The sequence below is a fragment of the Staphylococcus sp. GDY8P120P genome, assembly GCF_017892065.1.
Lineage (GTDB): Bacteria > Bacillota > Bacilli > Staphylococcales > Staphylococcaceae > Staphylococcus > Staphylococcus nepalensis.
In genome coordinates this window covers 38,776-57,606 of the sequence record NZ_JAESKI010000001.1, presented here as the reverse complement: position 1 = coordinate 57,606, position 18,831 = coordinate 38,776, and the positions used below count along the sequence as shown (strand labels likewise).

The following is an 18,831-nucleotide window of genomic DNA, read 5'->3' as shown; positions in this document are numbered from 1 at the left end:
GTTAGATTATTGCTAACTTAATGAACAAGCAGCTTGTTTTAAAAAAAGAGTGGAACCGTGCAAAGCACCTCTAACATTAATGTTAGAGGTGCTTTTTTAATAAGGAGGTCGCAACCTTGTTTAAAATATTAAAAAGAATAAAAGACGATATAAATATGGTGTTTGAACAAGACCCAGCTGCACGTACTACTTTAGAGGTAGTCACTTCATATGCGGGCGTACATGCAGTATGGAGTCATTTAATCGCACACGCTTTATACAAAAAGAAAAGATATATATTAGCAAGATTAATTTCACAAATTTCACGTTTTTTTACTGGCATCGAAATTCATCCTGGCGCCCAAATTGGGAAACGTTTATTTATCGACCACGGCATGGGCGTTGTTATTGGAGAAACATGCAGAATTGGTGATAATGTTACAATTTATCAGGGCGTTACTTTAGGTGGTACTGGTAAAGAAAAAGGAAAACGTCACCCTGATATAGGTGATAATGTACTGATAGCAGCAGGCGCCAAAGTACTCGGTAATATTAAAATTAATTCGAATGTAAACATCGGGGCGAATTCAGTAGTATTGAATTCGGTGCCTAGCTATTCTACAGTCGTTGGTATACCAGGACACATTGTTAAACAAGATGGTAGAAGAATTGGTAAGACATTCGACCATCGTAATTTACCAGATCCGATTTATGAACAATTAAAACAATTAGAGAAACAACTTGAGAAAACAAGAAATGGAGAGATTCAAGATGATTACATTATATAACACGTTAACGCGTCAAAAAGAGACGTTTAAATCTATAGAACCAGGTAAGGTTAAGATGTACGTCTGCGGACCAACTGTATATAATTACATCCATATAGGTAATGCCAGACCAGCAATTAACTATGATGTTGTGAGAAGGTACCTTGAATACCAAGGTTATGAAGTAAATTATGTTTCAAATTTCACTGATGTAGATGATAAATTGATTAAGCGCTCGAAAGAATTGAATGAACCTGTTAACACAATCGCTAATCGTTATATCGATGCATTTTACGAAGATGTTGGCGCTTTGAATGTGAAAAAAGCAACTTCAAACCCAAGAGTAATGAATCATATGGATGACATTATTAAGTTTATAGGAGAACTTGTAGAAGAAGGTTATGCCTACCAAAGTGGTGGAGATGTGTATTTTAGAACACGTAAATTTGAAGATTACGGTAAACTCAGTCATCAATCCCTTAATGATTTGAAAGTAGGTGCACGCATTGAGCAAGGCGAGCAAAAAGAAGATGCGCTAGATTTCACATTATGGAAACAAGCAAAACCTGATGAAATTAGTTGGGACAGTCCATTTGGCAAAGGTAGACCAGGTTGGCATATTGAATGCTCTGTTATGGCTTACCATGAACTTGGTGCGACGATAGATATTCATGCTGGCGGTACTGATTTACAATTTCCACATCATGAAAATGAAATCGCCCAATCTGAAGCCCATAACCATGCGCCATTCGCCAACTATTGGATGCATAACGGGTTTATTAATATTGACAACGAAAAAATGAGTAAATCCCTAGGTAACTTTGTGTTAGTACACGAGATTATTAAAGAAATTGATCCAGATGTATTACGATTTTTCATGATTAGTGTACATTATCGAAGCCCAATCAATTATAATATGGAACTTGTTAGTGCTGCTAGAAGTGGTTTAGAACGTATCCGTAATAGTTACCAAGTTATCGAGGAACGTGAAGCGATTGCCACAAATATCGAAGCTCAAGATAATTATATAGAAGAAATCAACCAGATTTTAGAACAGTTCGAAACCGTTATGAATGACGACTTTAACACAGCTAATGCCATTACAGCTTGGTACGATTTGACAAAATTAGCTAATAAATATGTATTAGAAAATACAACGTCAACTGAAGTGATTGAACGATTTAAAACAGTATATCAAATTTTTAGTGATGTATTAGGTGTACCTTTAAAACCAGAAACAAGTGACGAATTATTAGACGAAGATGTTGAAGCTTTAATCGAAGAAAGAAACACAGCAAGAAAAAATAAAGATTTTGCACGTGCAGATGAAATTCGCGATCAATTGAAAGCACAAAATATTATTTTGGAAGACACACCTCAAGGCGTGAGATTTAAACGTGGCTAATATGGATAATAAATTGTTAAACCCATTGACTTTGGCATATATGGGGGACGCGGTCTTAGACCAATTTGTGAGAGAGTATATTATATTGAAATTAAAAGCTAAACCTAATCGATTACATCAAGAAGCCAAGCGTTACGTGTCTGCGAAAAGCCAGGCACAATCGCTTGAATGCTTGTTAGAAAGCAACTGGTTTACCGAAGAAGAATTAGATATTGTTCGCCGTGGAAGAAATGCGAAGAGTTATACGAAGGCGAAAAATACAGACATACAAACGTATCGAAAAAGTTCAGGGTTAGAAGCAATCATTGGTTTTTTATATCTTGAAAAAGATCAAAGCCGTTTAACAACATTGCTTGAACATATTGTGAAAAGTATAGATGAAAGGTAGTGAGACTTTGGAAGAACTTGTTATCGTAGGTCGTCATGCCGTAAAAGAAGCCATTGTTTCTGGGCATACAATTAATAAAATTTTAATTCAAGACACCGTAAAAAAAGGACAAATAAATGAAATTTTAAAAAAAGCAAATAGTAATAAAATCATTGTACAATCAGTGCCAAAATCTAAATTAGATGGATTGTCTGACGCCCCTCACCAAGGTGTCGCTGCGTATATTGCACCGTACGAATATGCGGATTTCGATGCGTTTCTGGCACAGCAAAAAGAAAATGAAAAACTATCTACAGTTTTAATTTTAGATGGACTTGAAGATCCTCATAATTTAGGTTCAATCTTGAGAACTGCTGATGCCTCTGGCGTTGACGGTGTGATTATCCCTAAAAGACGCTCGGTTTCACTGACTCAAACAGTTGCAAAAGCTTCTACAGGAGCAATACAACATGTCCCGGTGATGAGGGTTACAAATTTAGCGAACACGATTGAAACATTAAAGGACAACGGCTATTGGGTAGTGGGCACAGAAGCTGAAAACGCAACAGATTACCGTGAAATGGACGCTGGCATGCCTTTGGCAATCATTATTGGAAGTGAAGGCCAAGGCATGAGTCGTTTAATTAAAGACAAATGTGATTTTTATATTAATATTCCAATGGTAGGCCATGTAAATAGTTTGAATGCTTCTGTTGCAGCAAGTCTAATGATGTACGAAGTGTATCGTAAACGTAACCAGATTGGAGATAAATCATGAAAGATCGTTACTTAATTATTGATGGTTATAATATGATTGGCCAATCGCAAGAATTAAGTCAAATAGCGCAAGAAAATTTAGAAGAAGCTCGAGACCAGTTATTGACGGCTATTGCAAATTACAATGCAGTTATAGCTGATGAAGTCGTATGTGTGTTTGATGCTTATGAGCAATCTGGTACAGGATCGGAGTATATGTATCATGGTGTAAAGATTATATTCACTAAAGAAAAAGAAACAGCAGATAGTTTTATTGAAAAATATGTGTATGATTTATATGACAAACATACGAGGCACATTACAGTTGTAACGAGCGACATGAGTGAACAACACGCTATATTTGGCGCAGGTGCATATCGTATATCTTCAAGAGAGATGTGGCGTGACCTAAGGGAAAACGAGATTTTAGTATCGAAAAAGCTTGACGGCTTTAATGAGCGTAAGCCTAGGACTCGAATCGAGCTGTCAAACGAAATTTTAGAAGAATTTGAAAAAATAAGGAGGGGGAACAATCATAAATAAAGAGATTGTCCCCTTGATTTTTTTGTAAGGAACTTTGTATGCTATCCTTAATCTAAGGAAAGGATTTAAAATATGCTACAAAGGATATGCCAACCAGAATCTACAACTATTTTAAATAATACACTGGATGATGCGAATGCATTAATCGAGTTGTTAGATAAAATGCAGCCGTATATTTGGAAAAGTTTAAATCATTTCTCAATACACCCTAACGATAAAGAAGATCTTCAACAAGAAATACTGTTTAAAGTATTCAAAGTACTCAGCCAATTTGATTTTTCAAAAGAAACACCATTAGCGCATTATGTAAATCGTATTATTAAAAACACCAAAAATGATTACATACGAAAAAAATTAATAAACTTAAAACGTCAAAAATTATTAGAAAATGAATTTTTAATAACTGAGCAAATGTTAAGACAGCAACACACGATAGATGGCATTGTTTTAAGAAAAGAAATAGTATCTACGCTGCACCAGAACATTGATAAATTAACAGAACTCGAACAAACTATTATAAGATATGTTTTGAAAGATTATAAACCGTGTGAAATAGCGACTATTTTATGTGTCGATGTCAAAGTAGTTTACAATACAATACATAGATGTAAAATAAAGTTGAGACATTTTTTGAAATAAATTTCATTTTACTACCTAAGTTATTTAGCGTGCGATAGTGACTATATGGATTGATAGAAAGCAATGGTGGAAGATTGACAATAGACAGCGATGTTATGTATAGTAGATTGGTATTATAATGAGTAAGGTGAAGTTATATGAAAAAAGTACCGTTAAGTTGCGAAGCATGTGGGAATAGAAACTATAATGTGCCCAAGCAAAGTAACCTTACATCTAGATTGACATTAAAAAAATATTGTCCGAGATGTAACGCACATACATTGCATAAAGAAGCGAAATAATCATCGGTATATTAGATGGAGCAATTGAGTAAATATATCCTTCCAATTTAAGTTGTGAGTATTGTATTTGCTTAATTTGTCGTATGAATAAGCAAATGAGGAAAAAACGAATTAATACGGAGGTATTGCTAATGGCTAAAAAAGAAAATTTCTTTCAAGGCGTAAAGTCAGAAATGGAAAAAACAAGTTGGCCAACGAAAGAAGAATTATTTAAATATACTGTCATCGTTGTAGCAACGGTAGTATTTTTCTTAGCGTTCTTCTATGTTTTAGATTTAGGAATTGGTAGAATTATAGAGTTAATTAAATAGATAGGAGTGACGACATGTCTGAAGAAGTTGGCGCAAAGCGTTGGTATGCTGTGCATACTTATTCTGGTTACGAGAACAAAGTTAAAAAGAATTTAGAAAAACGTGTAGAATCTATGAATATGACTGAATTGATATTCAGAGTGGTTATACCAGAAGAAGAAGAAACACAAGTTAAAGATGGTAAAGCCAAAACATTAACTAAAAAAACGTTCCCCGGTTACGTTTTAGTAGAATTAATAATGACGGATGAATCATGGTATATTGTAAGAAATACACCAGGAGTAACAGGATTTGTTGGCTCAGCAGGTGCTGGATCAAAACCTAATCCGTTATTACCTGAGGAAGCACGTTTCATCTTGAAACAAATGGGCATGAAAGAAAAAACAATTGATGTTGAATTAGATTTAGGTGAACAAGTTCAAATCAAATCTGGTCCATTTGCAAACCAAGTGGGTGAAGTTCAAGAAATTGAAGCGGATAAATTCAAATTGACAGTTCTTGTAGACATGTTTGGTAGAGAAACACCGGTTGAAGTAGAATTTGATCAAATTGAAAAATTATAGCTAAACAAATATAGCGAAAAGCATATATTAACGGATAAAGTTCTTTTCAAGGATTTGTTAAAGTAAAGCTATACAAGTGCGCTCGCACTTGTATAAGTAACACTAACCTTGTTGAAGCAAGAAGTGTTACTTTGTATGCATTAAGGCTATCCAATCATTTTAATGACGTAATTAGAGGAACGCCCGAGCTAGAGCTCATGCATTAAGCCCCCTTATCATTAAAATGATTAGGGGAGCTATATAAAAAGTTACGCTTTACTCTTGCTTTATATATAAGGACAATGTTATAATACTGTGGTCGCGCTCATAGAGCGTTCATTTCGTCACGAAATGTAGAAGAGTGGGAGGACAAAACTCAGTCCTGTGACCACATCACGATATCAAGGAGGTGCACATCGTGGCTAAAAAAGTAGAAAAAGTTGTTAAATTACAAATTCCTGCAGGTAAAGCGAACCCAGCACCACCCGTTGGCCCAGCATTAGGTCAAGCAGGTGTGAACATTATGGGATTCTGTAAGGAATTCAATGCACGTACACAAGAAGACGCAGGTTTAATCATTCCGGTAGAAATTAGTGTTTATGAAGATCGTTCATTTACATTTATTACAAAAACACCACCGGCTCCAGTACTACTTAAAAAAGCAGCTGGCGTTGAAAAAGGTTCTGGTGAACCTAACAAAAACAAAATTGCTACAGTAACTAAAGATCAAGTACGTGAAATTGCAAACCAAAAAATGCAAGACTTAAATGCTGCAGACGAAGAAGCAGCTGTACGTATTATCGAAGGTACTGCACGTAGTATGGGTATCACAGTTCAATAATTTTAAAAATTAACTAAAAACATAGATTGACGATGAAGCAGATGACAGAAATGACAAACAGGATCAGAGCGTTCAATATTGTCGTAATAAGAGGAAGCGTGTCGTTTATTAAGGAAATGTTTCCTGATATAAAATACAATTTTGCAACCTCTCTGTTATCTGCTCTTAACTTGCAAAAGCAAGTAAATGTGGGAGGAAATTCCGCTAAAACCACTAAAGGAGGACATGAAATGGCTAAGAAAAGTAAAAGATTTCAAGAAGTAGCTAATAAAATTGACCGCCAAAAACACTATAGTGTTGAAGAAGCAGTTGAGTTAGCTAAAGAAACAAGTATCGCAAACTTTGACGCATCAGTTGAAGTGGCGTTCCGTTTAGGAATTGATACACGTAAAAATGATCAACAAATCCGTGGTGCAGTAGTGCTACCAAACGGTACTGGTAAATCACAACGTGTATTAGTATTCGCAAAAGGTGATAAAGCAGCTGAAGCAGAAGCAGCAGGTGCTGATTTCGTAGGTGAAGGTGAATATGTTCAAAAAATCCAACAAGGTTGGTTCGATTTTGACGTAGTAGTAGCTACACCAGACATGATGGGCGAAGTTGGTAAACTTGGTCGTGTATTAGGACCTAAAGGTTTAATGCCAAACCCTAAAACTGGAACTGTAACAATGGATGTTACAAAAGCAGTTGAAGAAATCAAAGCAGGTAAAGTAGAATATCGTGCTGAAAAAGCAGGTATTGTGCATGCTTCAATTGGTAAAGTATCATTTGATACGGACAAACTTGTTGAAAACTTCAAAGCATTACAAGATGTGTTAACTAAAGCTAAACCATCTTCAGCTAAAGGTACTTACTTCAAATCTGTTGCTGTTACGACAACAATGGGCCCTGGAGTTAAAGTTGATACTTCTAGTTTCAAACTATAATCTTATATATAAATGAAAATACTGAGATATAAATAATGTTTCAGAGTTGAATATTATATTGGCAATAGATGACTAAAAAGAAAATGTGCTTTATTAAGATTTTAAAGTGCCAATGCTTAATCTGTTGAGTTAGTAGCATTTATGAAAGAACATAGTACTTGTACTCTTTTTTCTCGTTCTACTTGCCAGAGGTGGACGGCGAAATCATTTTGAAATGATTTCTACCCTGTCCCCTTAAAAATGTATTGACATACCACATTGAACCAGTTATATTGGTTAATGTATTATTTTACCTAAGACAGTAGGAGTTAGCGATAACTTAAAAATGATCCTACCGAGGCTAAAATTGACTTGAACGTGAAGATTTTTAGATCTTTCAAGCACTTTTTGCCGTGGGTAGAAAGTGCTTTTTTTATTGAGACAAAATTATTAGTTGTCGTGATTAATGGTTGTAATCAAGATTAAAAGCACCAAATAAAAAAACTATGGAGGTGTCTAAATGTCTGCTATCATCGAAGCTAAAAAACAACAAGTTGATGTAATTGCTGAGTCACTTAAAAATTCAGTATCTACTGTAATCGTTGACTATCGTGGTCTAACTGTTGCTGAAGTAACTGAATTACGTTCACAATTACGTGAAGCTGGCGTGGAATTCAAAGTATTAAAAAATACTATGGTTCGTCGTGCAGCTGAACAAGTTGGTTTAGAAGGTTTAAATGAACACTTAGTAGGTCCTACTGCAGTTGCTACTTCAACAGAAGATGTTGTTGCTCCAGCAAAAGTACTTGCAGGATTTGCAAAAGAACATAAAGCTTTAGAAATTAAAGTAGGTGTTATGGAAGGTTCTGTTATTTCAGGCGAAGAAGTTAACACAGTTGGTACATTACCATCACATGACGGTCTTGTTTCTATGCTTTTATCAGTATTACAAGCTCCAGTACGCAACTTCGCTTATGCGGTTAAAGCTGTTGGAGAAGATAAAGAACAAAACGAAGAAAGCGCTGAATAATTGCGCATAATTAACTAATCAAAATTAATGGAGGAATATTAAAATGGCTAATCAAGAACAAATCATTGAAGCAATTAAAGAAATGTCAGTTTTAGAATTAAACGACTTAGTAAAAGCAATTGAAGAAGAATTTGGTGTAACTGCAGCAGCTCCAGTAGCAGCAGCAGGTGCAGCAGGCGGCGGAGACGAAGCTGAAGAAAAAACAGAATTCGATGTTGAATTAACATCAGCTGGATCATCTAAAATCAAAGTCGTTAAAGCTGTTAAAGAAGCTACTGGCTTAGGATTGAAAGATGCTAAAGAATTAGTTGACGGAGCGCCTAAAGTAATTAAAGAAGGCTTACCAACTGAAGAAGCTGAAAAACTTAAAGAAACATTAGAAGAAGTTGGCGCTACAGTAGAATTAAAATAATTCTAGCTGGCTAACAGTTCATAATTATATATTGAAGATTATCCGAATTGCTTAATACATTAGCTGCTTCGGTACGTTGATTTTAAGTGTTATATGGATATTCTGAAATCTTTGAGAAATGAAAACCCCGTTATCGATATAACGGGGTTTTATCTTATTTGATCTATACCCCTCCAAGCATTTGTTAATAGCATCGCGTTATGGGTATAGTATTAATCTAAGACGAATTAGATTAAAAGAGGTGTAATCATGAGTCATTACTATGATGAAAATCCTGAAGTAGAAAGTGATGAACTTCCTTTTACGTATTCCTACAAAAATTATGATTTAAAATTAGTAACTGATTCAGGCGTGTTTTCTAAAGGGAAAATAGACTTTGGTTCAGATTTACTAATACGCACTTTTTTAAAAGAAAATCCCCCTGGGCCCACTAAAAAAATAATAGATGTTGGCTGTGGTTATGGACCGATTGGTTTGATGATTGCGAAAGTATCCCCGCATCATGAAATAACGATGGTTGATGTAAACCAACGTGCACTTGCTTTATCGGCCAAAAATGGAAAACTAAATCACATAGAAAATGTAGAAATTAAAGAAAGTGATGGCTTGTCGAAGGTAGAGGATAATGCTTTTGATGCAATCCTAACTAACCCACCAATTAGAGCAGGCAAAAAGGTAGTTCACAGTATTTTAGAAGATTCATTTAAAAAATTAAAATCAAATGGCACGCTTTATGTTGTTATTCAGAAAAAACAAGGTATGCCATCTGCTAAGAAGAAAATGGAAGAGACATTTGACAACGTGAAAGTCATAGAAAAAAGTAAAGGCTATTACATATTAAGCAGTGTAAAAGGTTGATTAAAAAGCACTGTTCTGATATAGTAATAGAATGTAAAAAATTATGTTCAATAAGTGTGTACTTTTACGTATAAATTAACAAAGTATATAAGGTGAAATAGAAAATGGTGTCATGAGGTATGCTACCGTTTTCTTTTTGTCTAATTATATTTGCTTATTTAGTAAAAGTAAACACGCAATTTTTGAGGGGTGAATCTGTTTGGCAGGTCAATTTGTCCAATATGGAAGACATCGTAAACGTAGAAACTATGCGAGAATTTCAGAGGTATTAGAATTACCGAATTTAATTGAGATTCAAACTAAATCTTACGAGTGGTTCTTAGAAGAAGGTTTATATGAAATGTTTAGAGACATTTCACCGATTGAAGATTTCACAGGTAATCTATCTTTAGAGTTTGTTGATTACAGACTTGGTGAACCGAAATATGATTTAGAAGAATCGAAAAACCGTGACACGACGTATTCTGCACCTCTACGTGTAAAAGTACGTCTAATCATTAAAGAAACAGGCGAAGTGAAAGAGCAAGAAGTGTTTATGGGTGATTTCCCATTAATGACAGATACAGGTACATTTGTCATTAATGGTGCTGAACGTGTAATTGTATCTCAACTAGTTCGTTCACCATCCGTATATTTTAATGAAAAACTAGATAAAAATGGTCGCACAAACTATGATGCAACAATCATTCCTAACCGTGGTGCATGGTTAGAATATGAAACTGACGCAAAAGACGTAGTATATGTACGCATTGATAGAACAAGAAAACTACCATTAACCGTGTTGTTACGTGCTTTAGGATTCTCTACAGATCAAGAAATCATTGATCTTTTAGGTGATAACGAGTACTTACGTAACACATTAGAAAAAGATGGTACAGAAAACACAGATCAAGCATTATTAGAAATTTATGAGCGTTTACGCCCAGGCGAACCTCCTACAGTTGAAAATGCTAAAAGTTTACTATATTCACGTTTCTTTGATCCAAAACGTTATGACCTAGCAAGTGTAGGTCGTTATAAAGCAAATAAAAAACTTCATTTAAAACACCGTCTATTCAATCAAAAATTAGCAGAACCTATTGTTAATACTGAAACAGGCGAAATTGTTGCTGAAGAAGGCACAGTCTTAGATCGTCGTAATTTAGATGAAATTATGGACGTATTAGAAGCTAACGCGAACAGTGAAGTGTTTGAACTAGAAGGTACAGTGATTGATGAGCCAGTTGAAATACAGTCAATCAAAGTGTATGTTCCGAATGATGAAGAAGGTCGTACGACTACAGTGATTGGTAATGCGTTCCCAGACTCTGAAGTGAAATGCATTACACCGGCAGATATCATTGCATCAATGTCTTATTTCTTTAACTTGTTAAGTGGTATTGGCTTTACAGATGATATTGACCACCTTGGTAACCGTCGTCTACGTTCAGTAGGTGAGTTGTTACAAAACCAATTCCGTATTGGTTTATCAAGAATGGAACGTGTTGTACGTGAAAGAATGTCTATTCAAGATACAGACTCTATTACACCACAACAATTAATCAATATTCGTCCTGTAATTGCATCTATTAAAGAATTCTTTGGTAGTTCTCAATTGTCACAATTCATGGACCAAGCTAACCCATTAGCAGAGTTGACACATAAACGTCGTCTATCAGCATTAGGGCCTGGTGGTTTAACACGTGAACGTGCTCAAATGGAAGTACGTGACGTTCACTATTCACACTATGGTCGTATGTGTCCAATTGAAACGCCAGAGGGGCCAAACATTGGTTTGATCAACTCATTATCAAGTTATGCACGTGTAAACGAATTTGGCTTTATCGAAACACCATACCGTAAAGTAGATATTGAAACAAACAGCATTACTGATCAAATCGATTACTTAACAGCTGATGAAGAGGATAGCTATGTGGTAGCACAAGCGAACTCTAATTTAGATGAAAATGGTCGCTTCTTAGACGACGAAGTTGTTTGTCGTTTCCGTGGTAATAACACAGTGATGGCTAAAGAAAAAATGGATTATATGGATGTATCTCCTAAACAAGTTGTTTCGGCAGCGACAGCATGTATTCCTTTCTTAGAAAACGATGACTCTAACCGTGCATTAATGGGTGCAAACATGCAACGTCAAGCGGTACCATTGATGAATCCAGAATCACCTTTCGTAGGTACTGGTATGGAGCACGTAGCAGCACGCGATTCTGGTGCAGCTATTGTTGCTAAAAATAAAGGACGTGTTGAGCACGTTGAATCTAATGAAATCCTTGTACGTCAACTTATTGAAGAAGATGGCCAAGAATACGAGGGAGAAATCGATCGTTACCCATTAGCTAAGTTCAAACGTTCAAACACAGGTACTTGCTATAACCAACGACCTATCGTTGCTACAGGTGATGTCGTAGCTAAAGGTGAAATATTAGCCGATGGTCCTTCAATGGAACTTGGTGAAATGGCGTTAGGTAGAAACGTAGTTGTCGGCTTCATGACTTGGGACGGCTATAACTACGAGGATGCTGTAATTATGAGTGAACGTCTAATGAAAGATGACGTTTATACTTCTATTCATATTGAAGAGTATGAATCAGAAGCGCGTGATACAAAACTAGGACCTGAAGAAATTACACGTGATATCCCTAACGTTTCAGATAGTGCACTTAAAAACTTAGATGACCGTGGTATTGTATACGTAGGTGCTGAAGTTAATGATGGTGACATTTTAGTAGGTAAAGTAACGCCTAAAGGTGTAACAGAATTAACAGCAGAAGAGCGTTTATTACATGCAATATTCGGTGAAAAAGCACGTGAAGTACGTGATACATCGTTACGTGTACCTCATGGTGCAGGCGGTATTGTTCTAGATGTTAAAGTCTTCAACCGTGAAGAGGGAGATGACACACTATCTCCAGGTGTAAACCAATTAGTACGTGTTTATATCGTTCAAAAACGTAAAATTCATGTTGGTGATAAAATGTGTGGTCGTCACGGTAACAAAGGTGTTATTTCTAAGCTAGTTCCTGAAGAAGATATGCCTTATTTACCAGACGGTACACCAATTGATATCATGCTTAACCCATTAGGTGTGCCATCACGTATGAATATCGGACAAGTATTAGAGTTGCACTTAGGTATGGCTGCTAAAAACTTAGGTATTCATGTCGCATCACCAGTATTTGATGGTGCGAGTGACGAAGATGTATGGTCAACAATTGAAGAAGCTGGCATGGCACGTGACGGTAAGACAGTATTGTATGACGGACGTACAGGTGAACCATTTGATAACAGAATTTCAGTCGGTGTTATGTATATGCTGAAACTTGCACATATGGTTGACGATAAACTACACGCACGTTCAACTGGACCTTACTCACTTGTGACACAACAACCACTTGGCGGTAAAGCACAATTTGGTGGACAACGTTTCGGTGAGATGGAAGTATGGGCACTTGAAGCTTACGGTGCTGCATACACACTTCAAGAAATCTTAACTTATAAATCTGATGATACTGTAGGTCGTGTTAAAACTTACGAATCTATTGTTAAAGGTGAAAACATTACTAAACCTGGTGTGCCTGAATCATTCCGAGTATTGATGAAAGAACTACAAAGTTTAGGCTTAGACGTTAAGATTATGGATGAGCATGACAATGAAATTGACATGCAGGATAATGAAGATGAAGACGCAGTAGAACGCAAAGTGGATCTCCAACAAAAAGGAGCACCACAATCACAAAAAGAAATTACTGACTAATACAATTCGCATTTAAGTTTATAAAAAGATTTACCGTATTGAGGTTAAGTATTGATTACTTGCCTCATTCTCGGTTTATCTATTATTGATATAGAGCAATCAATCAATTTGCACAGCTAATCTAAATTGAAGGAGGTAGGCTCCTTGATTGATGTAAATAATTTCCATTATATGAAAATAGGACTTGCTTCACCTGAAAAAATCCGTTCATGGTCTTTTGGTGAGGTTAAAAAGCCAGAAACAATTAACTATCGTACTTTAAAACCAGAAAAAGATGGTCTATTCTGTGAGAGAATTTTCGGACCTACAAAAGACTGGGAATGTAGTTGTGGTAAATACAAACGTGTACGTTATAAAGGTATGGTTTGTGACAGATGTGGCGTAGAAGTAACTAAATCTAAAGTACGCCGTGAAAGAATGGGGCACATTGAATTAGCTGCACCTGTATCTCACATTTGGTACTTCAAAGGTATCCCAAGTCGTATGGGTCTTTTATTAGATATGTCACCAAGAGCGTTAGAAGAAGTTATTTACTTTGCTTCATACGTTGTAGTTAACCCAGGACCAACTGGATTAGAGAAAAAGACATTATTATCTGAAGCAGAATTCAGAGAATACTATGATAAATTCCCAGGTCAATTTACAGCTAAAATGGGTGCTGAAGGAATCAAAGAATTACTAGATGAAATTGATTTAGACGCCGAATTAAAAGCGTTGCGTGATGAGTTAGAATCTGCAACTGGACAAAGACTTACACGTGCAATTAAACGTCTAGAAGTAGTTGAATCATTCAGACATTCTGGTAACAACCCAGCTTGGATGGTATTAGATGTACTCCCAATCATCCCACCAGAAATTAGACCAATGGTTCAATTAGATGGTGGACGTTTCGCTACAAGTGACTTGAACGACTTATACCGTCGTGTTATTAACCGCAATAACCGTTTGAAACGTTTGTTAGATTTAGGTGCTCCTGGCATCATCGTACAAAACGAAAAACGTATGTTACAAGAAGCAGTGGATGCATTAATAGATAATGGTCGTCGTGGTCGTCCAGTAACTGGACCAGGTAACCGTCCATTAAAATCACTTTCACATATGTTGAAAGGTAAACAAGGTCGTTTCCGTCAAAACTTATTAGGTAAACGTGTTGACTATTCAGGCCGTTCAGTTATCGCTGTTGGTCCTAGCTTGAAGATGTATCAATGTGGTCTACCTAAAGAAATGGCATTAGAGCTATTCAAACCTTTCATTATGAAAGAGTTAGTTCAGCGTGAAATTGCAACAAACATTAAAAATGCTAAGAGCAAGATTGAACGTATGGATGATGAAGTTTGGGATGTATTAGAAGATGTTATTAAAGAACATCCAGTTCTTTTAAACCGTGCACCAACACTTCACAGATTAGGTATCCAAGCATTTGAACCAACGTTAGTGGAAGGCCGTGCAATCCGTTTACACCCACTTGCAACAACAGCTTATAACGCTGACTTTGACGGTGACCAAATGGCTGTTCATGTACCGCTATCTAAAGAAGCACAAGCAGAAGCACGTATGCTAATGCTTGCAGCTCAAAATATCTTAAACCCTAAAGATGGTAAACCTGTTGTTACACCATCACAAGACATGGTATTAGGTAACTATTATCTTACTTTAGAGCGTAAAGATGCTGTAAATACTGGTACAATTTACAATGATACAAATGAAGTACTCAAAGCTTATGCAAATGGTTATGTGCACTTGCATACGCGTATTGGCGTACATGCATCATCATTTAACAACCCAACATTTACAGAAGAACAAAACAAAAAAATCTTAACAACATCTGTTGGTAAAGTTATCTTTAATGAAATCATCCCTGATTCATTTGCATATATTAATGAACCAACTAAATCTAATTTAGAAAACAGTACACCAGATAAATATTTCGTTTCTGCTACTGAATTAGGTGAAGATGGATTGAAAGCATACTTTGATAACCAAGAACTCATCGATCCATTTAATAAGAATTTCTTAGGTAATATCATTGCAGAAGTCTTCAATCGCTTCAGCATCACTGATACATCAATGATGTTAGACAGAATGAAAGACTTAGGATTCAAATACTCTTCTAAAGCGGGTATTACTGTTGGTGTATCTGACATTGTTGTATTACCAGATAAACAACAAATCTTAGATGAACATGAAAAATTAGTAGATAAAGTACAAAAACAATTTAACCGTGGTTTAATCACAGAATTTGAACGCTATAATGCAGTTGTTGAAATTTGGACAGATGCTAAAGATCAAATTCAAAAAGAATTGATGGGATCACTTGAAAAAACCAACCCAATCTTTATGATGAGTGACTCTGGTGCTCGTGGTAACGCATCTAACTTTACTCAGTTAGCAGGTATGCGTGGTCTTATGGCTGCACCATCAGGTAAGATTATTGAATTACCAATTACTTCATCATTCCGTGAAGGTTTAACTGTATTAGAGTACTTCATTTCTACTCACGGTGCACGTAAAGGTCTTGCCGATACAGCACTTAAAACAGCAGACTCTGGTTATCTTACGCGTCGTCTTGTTGATGTGGCACAAGATGTTATTGTTCGTGAGGAAGACTGTGGTACTGACCGAGGTTTACTTGTATCTGATATTAAAGAAGGTACAGAAATGATCGAACCATTCAGTGAACGTATTGAAGGCCGTTACTCAAAAGAAACTATCCGTCACCCAGAAACAGACGAAGTGATTGTTCGACCAGATGAATTGGTAACAGCAGAAATCGCTAAGAATATCACGGACGCTGGTATAGAAGAAATGTATATCCGTTCAGCATTTACATGTAACACACGTCATGGTGTATGTGAAAAATGTTACGGTAAAAACCTTGCTACTGGTGAAAAAGTTGAAGTTGGTGAAGCAGTTGGAACAATTGCTGCACAATCAATTGGTGAACCAGGTACACAGCTTACTATGCGTACATTCCATACAGGTGGGGTAGCAGGTAGCGATATCACTCAAGGTCTTCCTCGTATCCAAGAGATTTTCGAGGCGCGTAACCCTAAAGGTCAGGCAGTGATTACTGAAATTGAAGGTGTTGTTGATGACATTAGTGTTGCAAAAGACCGTCAACAAGAAATCGTAATCAAAGGCGAAAATGAAACTAAATCTTACCTGGCTTCAGGTACTTCAAGATTAAAAGTTGAAATCGGCCAAAGTGTTGAACGTGGTGAAGCTCTTACAGAAGGTTCAATTGAACCTAAGAACTTCCTATCTGTTTCAGGTCTAAATGCTACTGAAAGTTATTTATTAAAAGAAGTGCAAAAAGTTTACCGTATGCAAGGTGTTGAAATTGATGACAAACACGTTGAAGTTATGGTAAGACAAATGTTACGTAAAGTGCGTATCATTGAAGCTGGAGATACGAAATTACTTCCAGGTGCACTTGTTGACATTCATAACTTTACAGATGCTAACCGTGAAGCGTTCAAAGACCGTAAACGTCCAGCTACATCTAAACCAGTATTACTTGGTATTACGAAAGCTTCTCTTGAAACTGAAAGCTTCTTATCTGCAGCTTCATTCCAAGAAACAACACGTGTACTTACAGATGCAGCAATCAAAGGTAAACGTGATAATTTACTTGGACTTAAAGAGAACGTTATTATTGGTAAATTAATTCCAGCTGGTACAGGTATGAGACGTTATAGCGATGTTCAGTATGACAAAGCAACACCAGAAGAAGTTGTAGAAGATATTCAAACAACTGAAATCTAATGCTATTGTTAAAAAATGATTAGCGCATATTGTATTCATTATGAGTACTGTATTGATCCAGTCCAATATTAAAAATTAAAAGTATTTATACTAAATTTTTAAAACCTAATCCTTTTACAGAGGGTAGAAACAGAGATTAAATTTTATAAATTTAACCTTTGTTTCGCTCTCTTATTTTTAAAAAATAATTCCTGTAAAAAATGTTAATTAAAGTTGACTTAGCAGTAATTTAGATGTTATTATTATTAAGGTTGATGCAAGCAGAACTTTGGAGGATATTTAAATGTCTAATGAAAAAGTTGCACGCTTTAACAAACAACACTATGTTATTGGTCTTAAACAAACGCTCAAAGCTTTGAATAAAGATCAAGTTACATCATTGATTATTGCTGAAGACGTTGAAGTTCATTTAATGACTCGCGTATTAAGTCATATCAATCACAAAGACATATCTATCTCATTTTTCGAAAGCAAACAAGCTTTAGGAAAGTGTGTGGGTATAAACGTTGATGCGACAATTGTTGCATTATTGAAATGAGATTAGTAAGATTTTTCTTACTAAATTTTATTTACCCTTAAAATGAACCACCTGGATGTGTGGGATTATAAAAGAAGAGAGGAGGACACATTCATGCCAACTATTAACCAATTGGTACGTAAACCAAGACAAAGAAAATCAAAAAACTATGATTCACCAGCATTGAACAAAAACTTCAATAGCAGAAAGAAAAAGTACACTACTTTAAATTCACCACAAAAACGTGGTGTTTGTACACGTGTAGGTACTATGGCACCTAAAAAACCTAACTCTGCGTTACGTAAATATGCGCGTGTGCGTTTGTCTAACAATATTGAAATCAACGCGTATATCCCTGGTATCGGCCATAACTTACAAGAACACAGTGTTGTACTTGTACGCGGTGGACGTGTAAAAGACTTACCTGGTGTGCGTTACCACATCGTACGTGGTGCACTTGATACTTCAGGTGTTGACGGTCGTAGAAAAGGACGTTCATTATACGGAACTAAAAAACCTAAACAAAATAAAAAATAAGTTTAAGATTGCGTAAATTTTCGTTATAAAGCATAAAAATATATTACAATTAGGAAGGGAGGATTTACATTATGCCTCGTAAAGGATCAGTACCAAAAAGAGACGTATTACCAGATCCAATTCATAATTCAAAATTAGTTACAAAATTAATTAACAAGATTATGTTAGATGGTAAACGTGGAACAGCTCAAAAAATTCTTTATTCTGCATTTGAATTAGTTCAAGAACGCAGTGGTCGTGAAGCTATCGAAGTATTCGAAGAAGCGATCGACAATATCATGCCAGTATTAGAAGTTAAAGCACGCCGTGTAGGTGGCTCTAACTATCAAGTACCTGTAGAAGTTCGTCCAGAACGTCGTACTACTTTAGGTCTTCGTTGGTTAGTTAACTATTCACGTCTTCGTGGTGAAAAAACTATGGAAGAACGTTTAGCTAACGAAATCTTAGATGCTGCAAACAACACTGGTGGTGCAGTTAAGAAACGTGAAGACGTTCATAAAATGGCTGAAGCTAACAAAGCCTTCGCTCACTATCGTTGGTAGGATAGTAGGTTTTTCCCTGAGCGTGTTCCAAAACGATAGTTTACTATCTAGGTGCATGTTTAGGGTATCGCCATATTTATAGT

19 protein-coding genes and 1 other annotated feature are annotated in these 18,831 nt (G+C 36.0%); all 19 genes read left to right on the top strand.

Annotation, left to right across the window (positions count from 1 at the left end; genetic code table 11):
* The first annotated feature begins 125 nt into the window (after window positions 1-125).
* The 19 genes from cysE to rpsG all read left to right on the top strand — a co-directional run bounded on the left by cysE (window position 126) and on the right by rpsG (window position 18,748).
* On the top strand, window positions 126-767 hold the full coding sequence (gene cysE, locus KA900_RS00265) for a serine O-acetyltransferase (protein ID WP_096811242.1): 642 nt from the start codon (window positions 126-128) through the stop codon (window positions 765-767).
* On the top strand, window positions 751-2,151 hold the full coding sequence (cysS, locus tag KA900_RS00260; protein WP_210139161.1) for a cysteine--tRNA ligase: 1,401 nt from the start codon (window positions 751-753) through the stop codon (window positions 2,149-2,151). The genes cysE and cysS overlap by 17 nt, the downstream gene beginning before the upstream one ends.
* 1 nt (window position 2,152) lies before the next feature.
* Window positions 2,153-2,539: a Mini-ribonuclease 3 gene (locus KA900_RS00255; RefSeq protein WP_096810929.1), complete on the top strand. Its 387-nt coding sequence runs from the start codon at window positions 2,153-2,155 to the stop codon at window positions 2,537-2,539.
* Between the two features lie 7 nt (window positions 2,540-2,546).
* A complete protein-coding gene (gene rlmB / locus KA900_RS00250; RefSeq protein WP_115342409.1) occupies window positions 2,547-3,296 on the top strand; it encodes a 23S rRNA (guanosine(2251)-2'-O)-methyltransferase RlmB in 750 nt (249 codons plus the stop codon).
* The gene (locus tag KA900_RS00245; protein ID WP_096810927.1) at window positions 3,293-3,817 is read left to right on the top strand and encodes an NYN domain-containing protein; all 525 of its coding nucleotides are present in this window, start codon (window positions 3,293-3,295) and stop codon (window positions 3,815-3,817) included. The genes rlmB and KA900_RS00245 overlap by 4 nt, the downstream gene beginning before the upstream one ends.
* A 72-nt stretch (window positions 3,818-3,889) precedes the next feature.
* The gene (locus tag KA900_RS00240) at window positions 3,890-4,456 is read left to right on the top strand and encodes a sigma-70 family RNA polymerase sigma factor (protein ID WP_210139160.1); all 567 of its coding nucleotides are present in this window, start codon (window positions 3,890-3,892) and stop codon (window positions 4,454-4,456) included.
* Between the two features lie 137 nt (window positions 4,457-4,593).
* Window positions 4,594-4,737, top strand: coding sequence for a 50S ribosomal protein L33 (rpmG, locus tag KA900_RS00235; RefSeq protein WP_096810925.1), 144 nt, complete (start codon window positions 4,594-4,596; stop codon window positions 4,735-4,737).
* Between the two features lie 131 nt (window positions 4,738-4,868).
* Window positions 4,869-5,048, top strand: a complete 180-nt coding sequence (gene secE / locus KA900_RS00230) for a preprotein translocase subunit SecE (RefSeq protein ID WP_103372870.1) — start codon at window positions 4,869-4,871, stop codon at window positions 5,046-5,048.
* 14 nt (window positions 5,049-5,062) lie between these two features.
* On the top strand, window positions 5,063-5,611 hold the full coding sequence (nusG, locus tag KA900_RS00225) for a transcription termination/antitermination protein NusG (protein ID WP_019468574.1): 549 nt from the start codon (window positions 5,063-5,065) through the stop codon (window positions 5,609-5,611).
* A 397-nt stretch (window positions 5,612-6,008) separates the two neighbouring features.
* Complete coding sequence (gene rplK / locus KA900_RS00220; RefSeq protein WP_096810923.1) at window positions 6,009-6,431, top strand: 50S ribosomal protein L11; 423 nt, start codon at window positions 6,009-6,011, stop codon at window positions 6,429-6,431.
* Window positions 6,432-6,661: 230 nt separating this feature from the next.
* Complete coding sequence (gene rplA, locus KA900_RS00215) at window positions 6,662-7,357, top strand: 50S ribosomal protein L1 (RefSeq protein ID WP_096810922.1); 696 nt, start codon at window positions 6,662-6,664, stop codon at window positions 7,355-7,357.
* A 274-nt stretch (window positions 7,358-7,631) separates the two neighbouring features.
* Window positions 7,632-7,779, top strand: a sequence feature (ribosomal protein L10 leader region).
* Window positions 7,780-7,856: 77 nt separating this feature from the next.
* Window positions 7,857-8,366 (top strand): 50S ribosomal protein L10, encoded by a 510-nt coding sequence (gene rplJ, locus KA900_RS00210; RefSeq protein ID WP_096810921.1) that lies wholly within the window; start codon window positions 7,857-7,859, stop codon window positions 8,364-8,366.
* Between the two features lie 43 nt (window positions 8,367-8,409).
* Window positions 8,410-8,778: a 50S ribosomal protein L7/L12 gene (rplL, locus tag KA900_RS00205; protein WP_096823951.1), complete on the top strand. Its 369-nt coding sequence runs from the start codon at window positions 8,410-8,412 to the stop codon at window positions 8,776-8,778.
* A gap of 249 nt (window positions 8,779-9,027) precedes the next feature.
* Window positions 9,028-9,636: a class I SAM-dependent methyltransferase gene (locus KA900_RS00200; protein ID WP_096810919.1), complete on the top strand. Its 609-nt coding sequence runs from the start codon at window positions 9,028-9,030 to the stop codon at window positions 9,634-9,636.
* 199 nt (window positions 9,637-9,835) lie between these two features.
* The gene (gene rpoB, locus KA900_RS00195) at window positions 9,836-13,387 is read left to right on the top strand and encodes a DNA-directed RNA polymerase subunit beta (RefSeq protein ID WP_096810918.1); all 3,552 of its coding nucleotides are present in this window, start codon (window positions 9,836-9,838) and stop codon (window positions 13,385-13,387) included.
* Window positions 13,388-13,558: 171 nt separating this feature from the next.
* A complete protein-coding gene (rpoC, locus tag KA900_RS00190; protein ID WP_170006859.1) occupies window positions 13,559-17,152 on the top strand; it encodes a DNA-directed RNA polymerase subunit beta' in 3,594 nt (1,197 codons plus the stop codon).
* A gap of 283 nt (window positions 17,153-17,435) precedes the next feature.
* Window positions 17,436-17,690, top strand: coding sequence for a ribosomal L7Ae/L30e/S12e/Gadd45 family protein (locus KA900_RS00185; protein WP_119487748.1), 255 nt, complete (start codon window positions 17,436-17,438; stop codon window positions 17,688-17,690).
* Between the two features lie 93 nt (window positions 17,691-17,783).
* A complete protein-coding gene (gene rpsL, locus KA900_RS00180) occupies window positions 17,784-18,206 on the top strand; it encodes a 30S ribosomal protein S12 (protein WP_096810915.1) in 423 nt (140 codons plus the stop codon).
* A gap of 71 nt (window positions 18,207-18,277) precedes the next feature.
* The gene (rpsG, locus tag KA900_RS00175) at window positions 18,278-18,748 is read left to right on the top strand and encodes a 30S ribosomal protein S7 (RefSeq protein ID WP_019468564.1); all 471 of its coding nucleotides are present in this window, start codon (window positions 18,278-18,280) and stop codon (window positions 18,746-18,748) included.
* The last annotated feature ends 83 nt before the right edge of the window (window positions 18,749-18,831 follow it).

Excerpts from the sequence above, each read along its gene's own strand:
- rplA (WP_096810922.1), top strand. The coding sequence starts at position 6,662 with ATGGCTAAGAAAAGTAAAAGATTTCAAGAAGTAGCTAATAAAATTGAC.
- KA900_RS00185 (WP_119487748.1), top strand. The coding sequence starts at position 17,436 with ATGTCTAATGAAAAAGTTGCACGCTTTAACAAACAACACTATGTTATT.
- KA900_RS00200 (WP_096810919.1), top strand. The coding sequence starts at position 9,028 with ATGAGTCATTACTATGATGAAAATCCTGAAGTAGAAAGTGATGAACTT.
- KA900_RS00240 (WP_210139160.1), top strand. The coding sequence starts at position 3,890 with ATGCTACAAAGGATATGCCAACCAGAATCTACAACTATTTTAAATAAT.
- rpmG (WP_096810925.1), top strand. The coding sequence starts at position 4,594 with ATGAAAAAAGTACCGTTAAGTTGCGAAGCATGTGGGAATAGAAACTAT.
- rplL (WP_096823951.1), top strand. The coding sequence starts at position 8,410 with ATGGCTAATCAAGAACAAATCATTGAAGCAATTAAAGAAATGTCAGTT.
- nusG (WP_019468574.1), top strand. The coding sequence starts at position 5,063 with ATGTCTGAAGAAGTTGGCGCAAAGCGTTGGTATGCTGTGCATACTTAT.
- rpsL (WP_096810915.1), top strand. The coding sequence starts at position 17,784 with ATGCCAACTATTAACCAATTGGTACGTAAACCAAGACAAAGAAAATCA.
- rpsG (WP_019468564.1), top strand. The coding sequence starts at position 18,278 with ATGCCTCGTAAAGGATCAGTACCAAAAAGAGACGTATTACCAGATCCA.
- cysS (WP_210139161.1), top strand. The coding sequence starts at position 751 with ATGATTACATTATATAACACGTTAACGCGTCAAAAAGAGACGTTTAAA.
- rplJ (WP_096810921.1), top strand. The coding sequence starts at position 7,857 with ATGTCTGCTATCATCGAAGCTAAAAAACAACAAGTTGATGTAATTGCT.
- rpoC (WP_170006859.1), top strand. The coding sequence starts at position 13,559 with ATGAAAATAGGACTTGCTTCACCTGAAAAAATCCGTTCATGGTCTTTT.
- secE (WP_103372870.1), top strand. The coding sequence starts at position 4,869 with ATGGCTAAAAAAGAAAATTTCTTTCAAGGCGTAAAGTCAGAAATGGAA.
- KA900_RS00245 (WP_096810927.1), top strand. The coding sequence starts at position 3,293 with ATGAAAGATCGTTACTTAATTATTGATGGTTATAATATGATTGGCCAA.
- KA900_RS00255 (WP_096810929.1), top strand. The coding sequence starts at position 2,153 with ATGGATAATAAATTGTTAAACCCATTGACTTTGGCATATATGGGGGAC.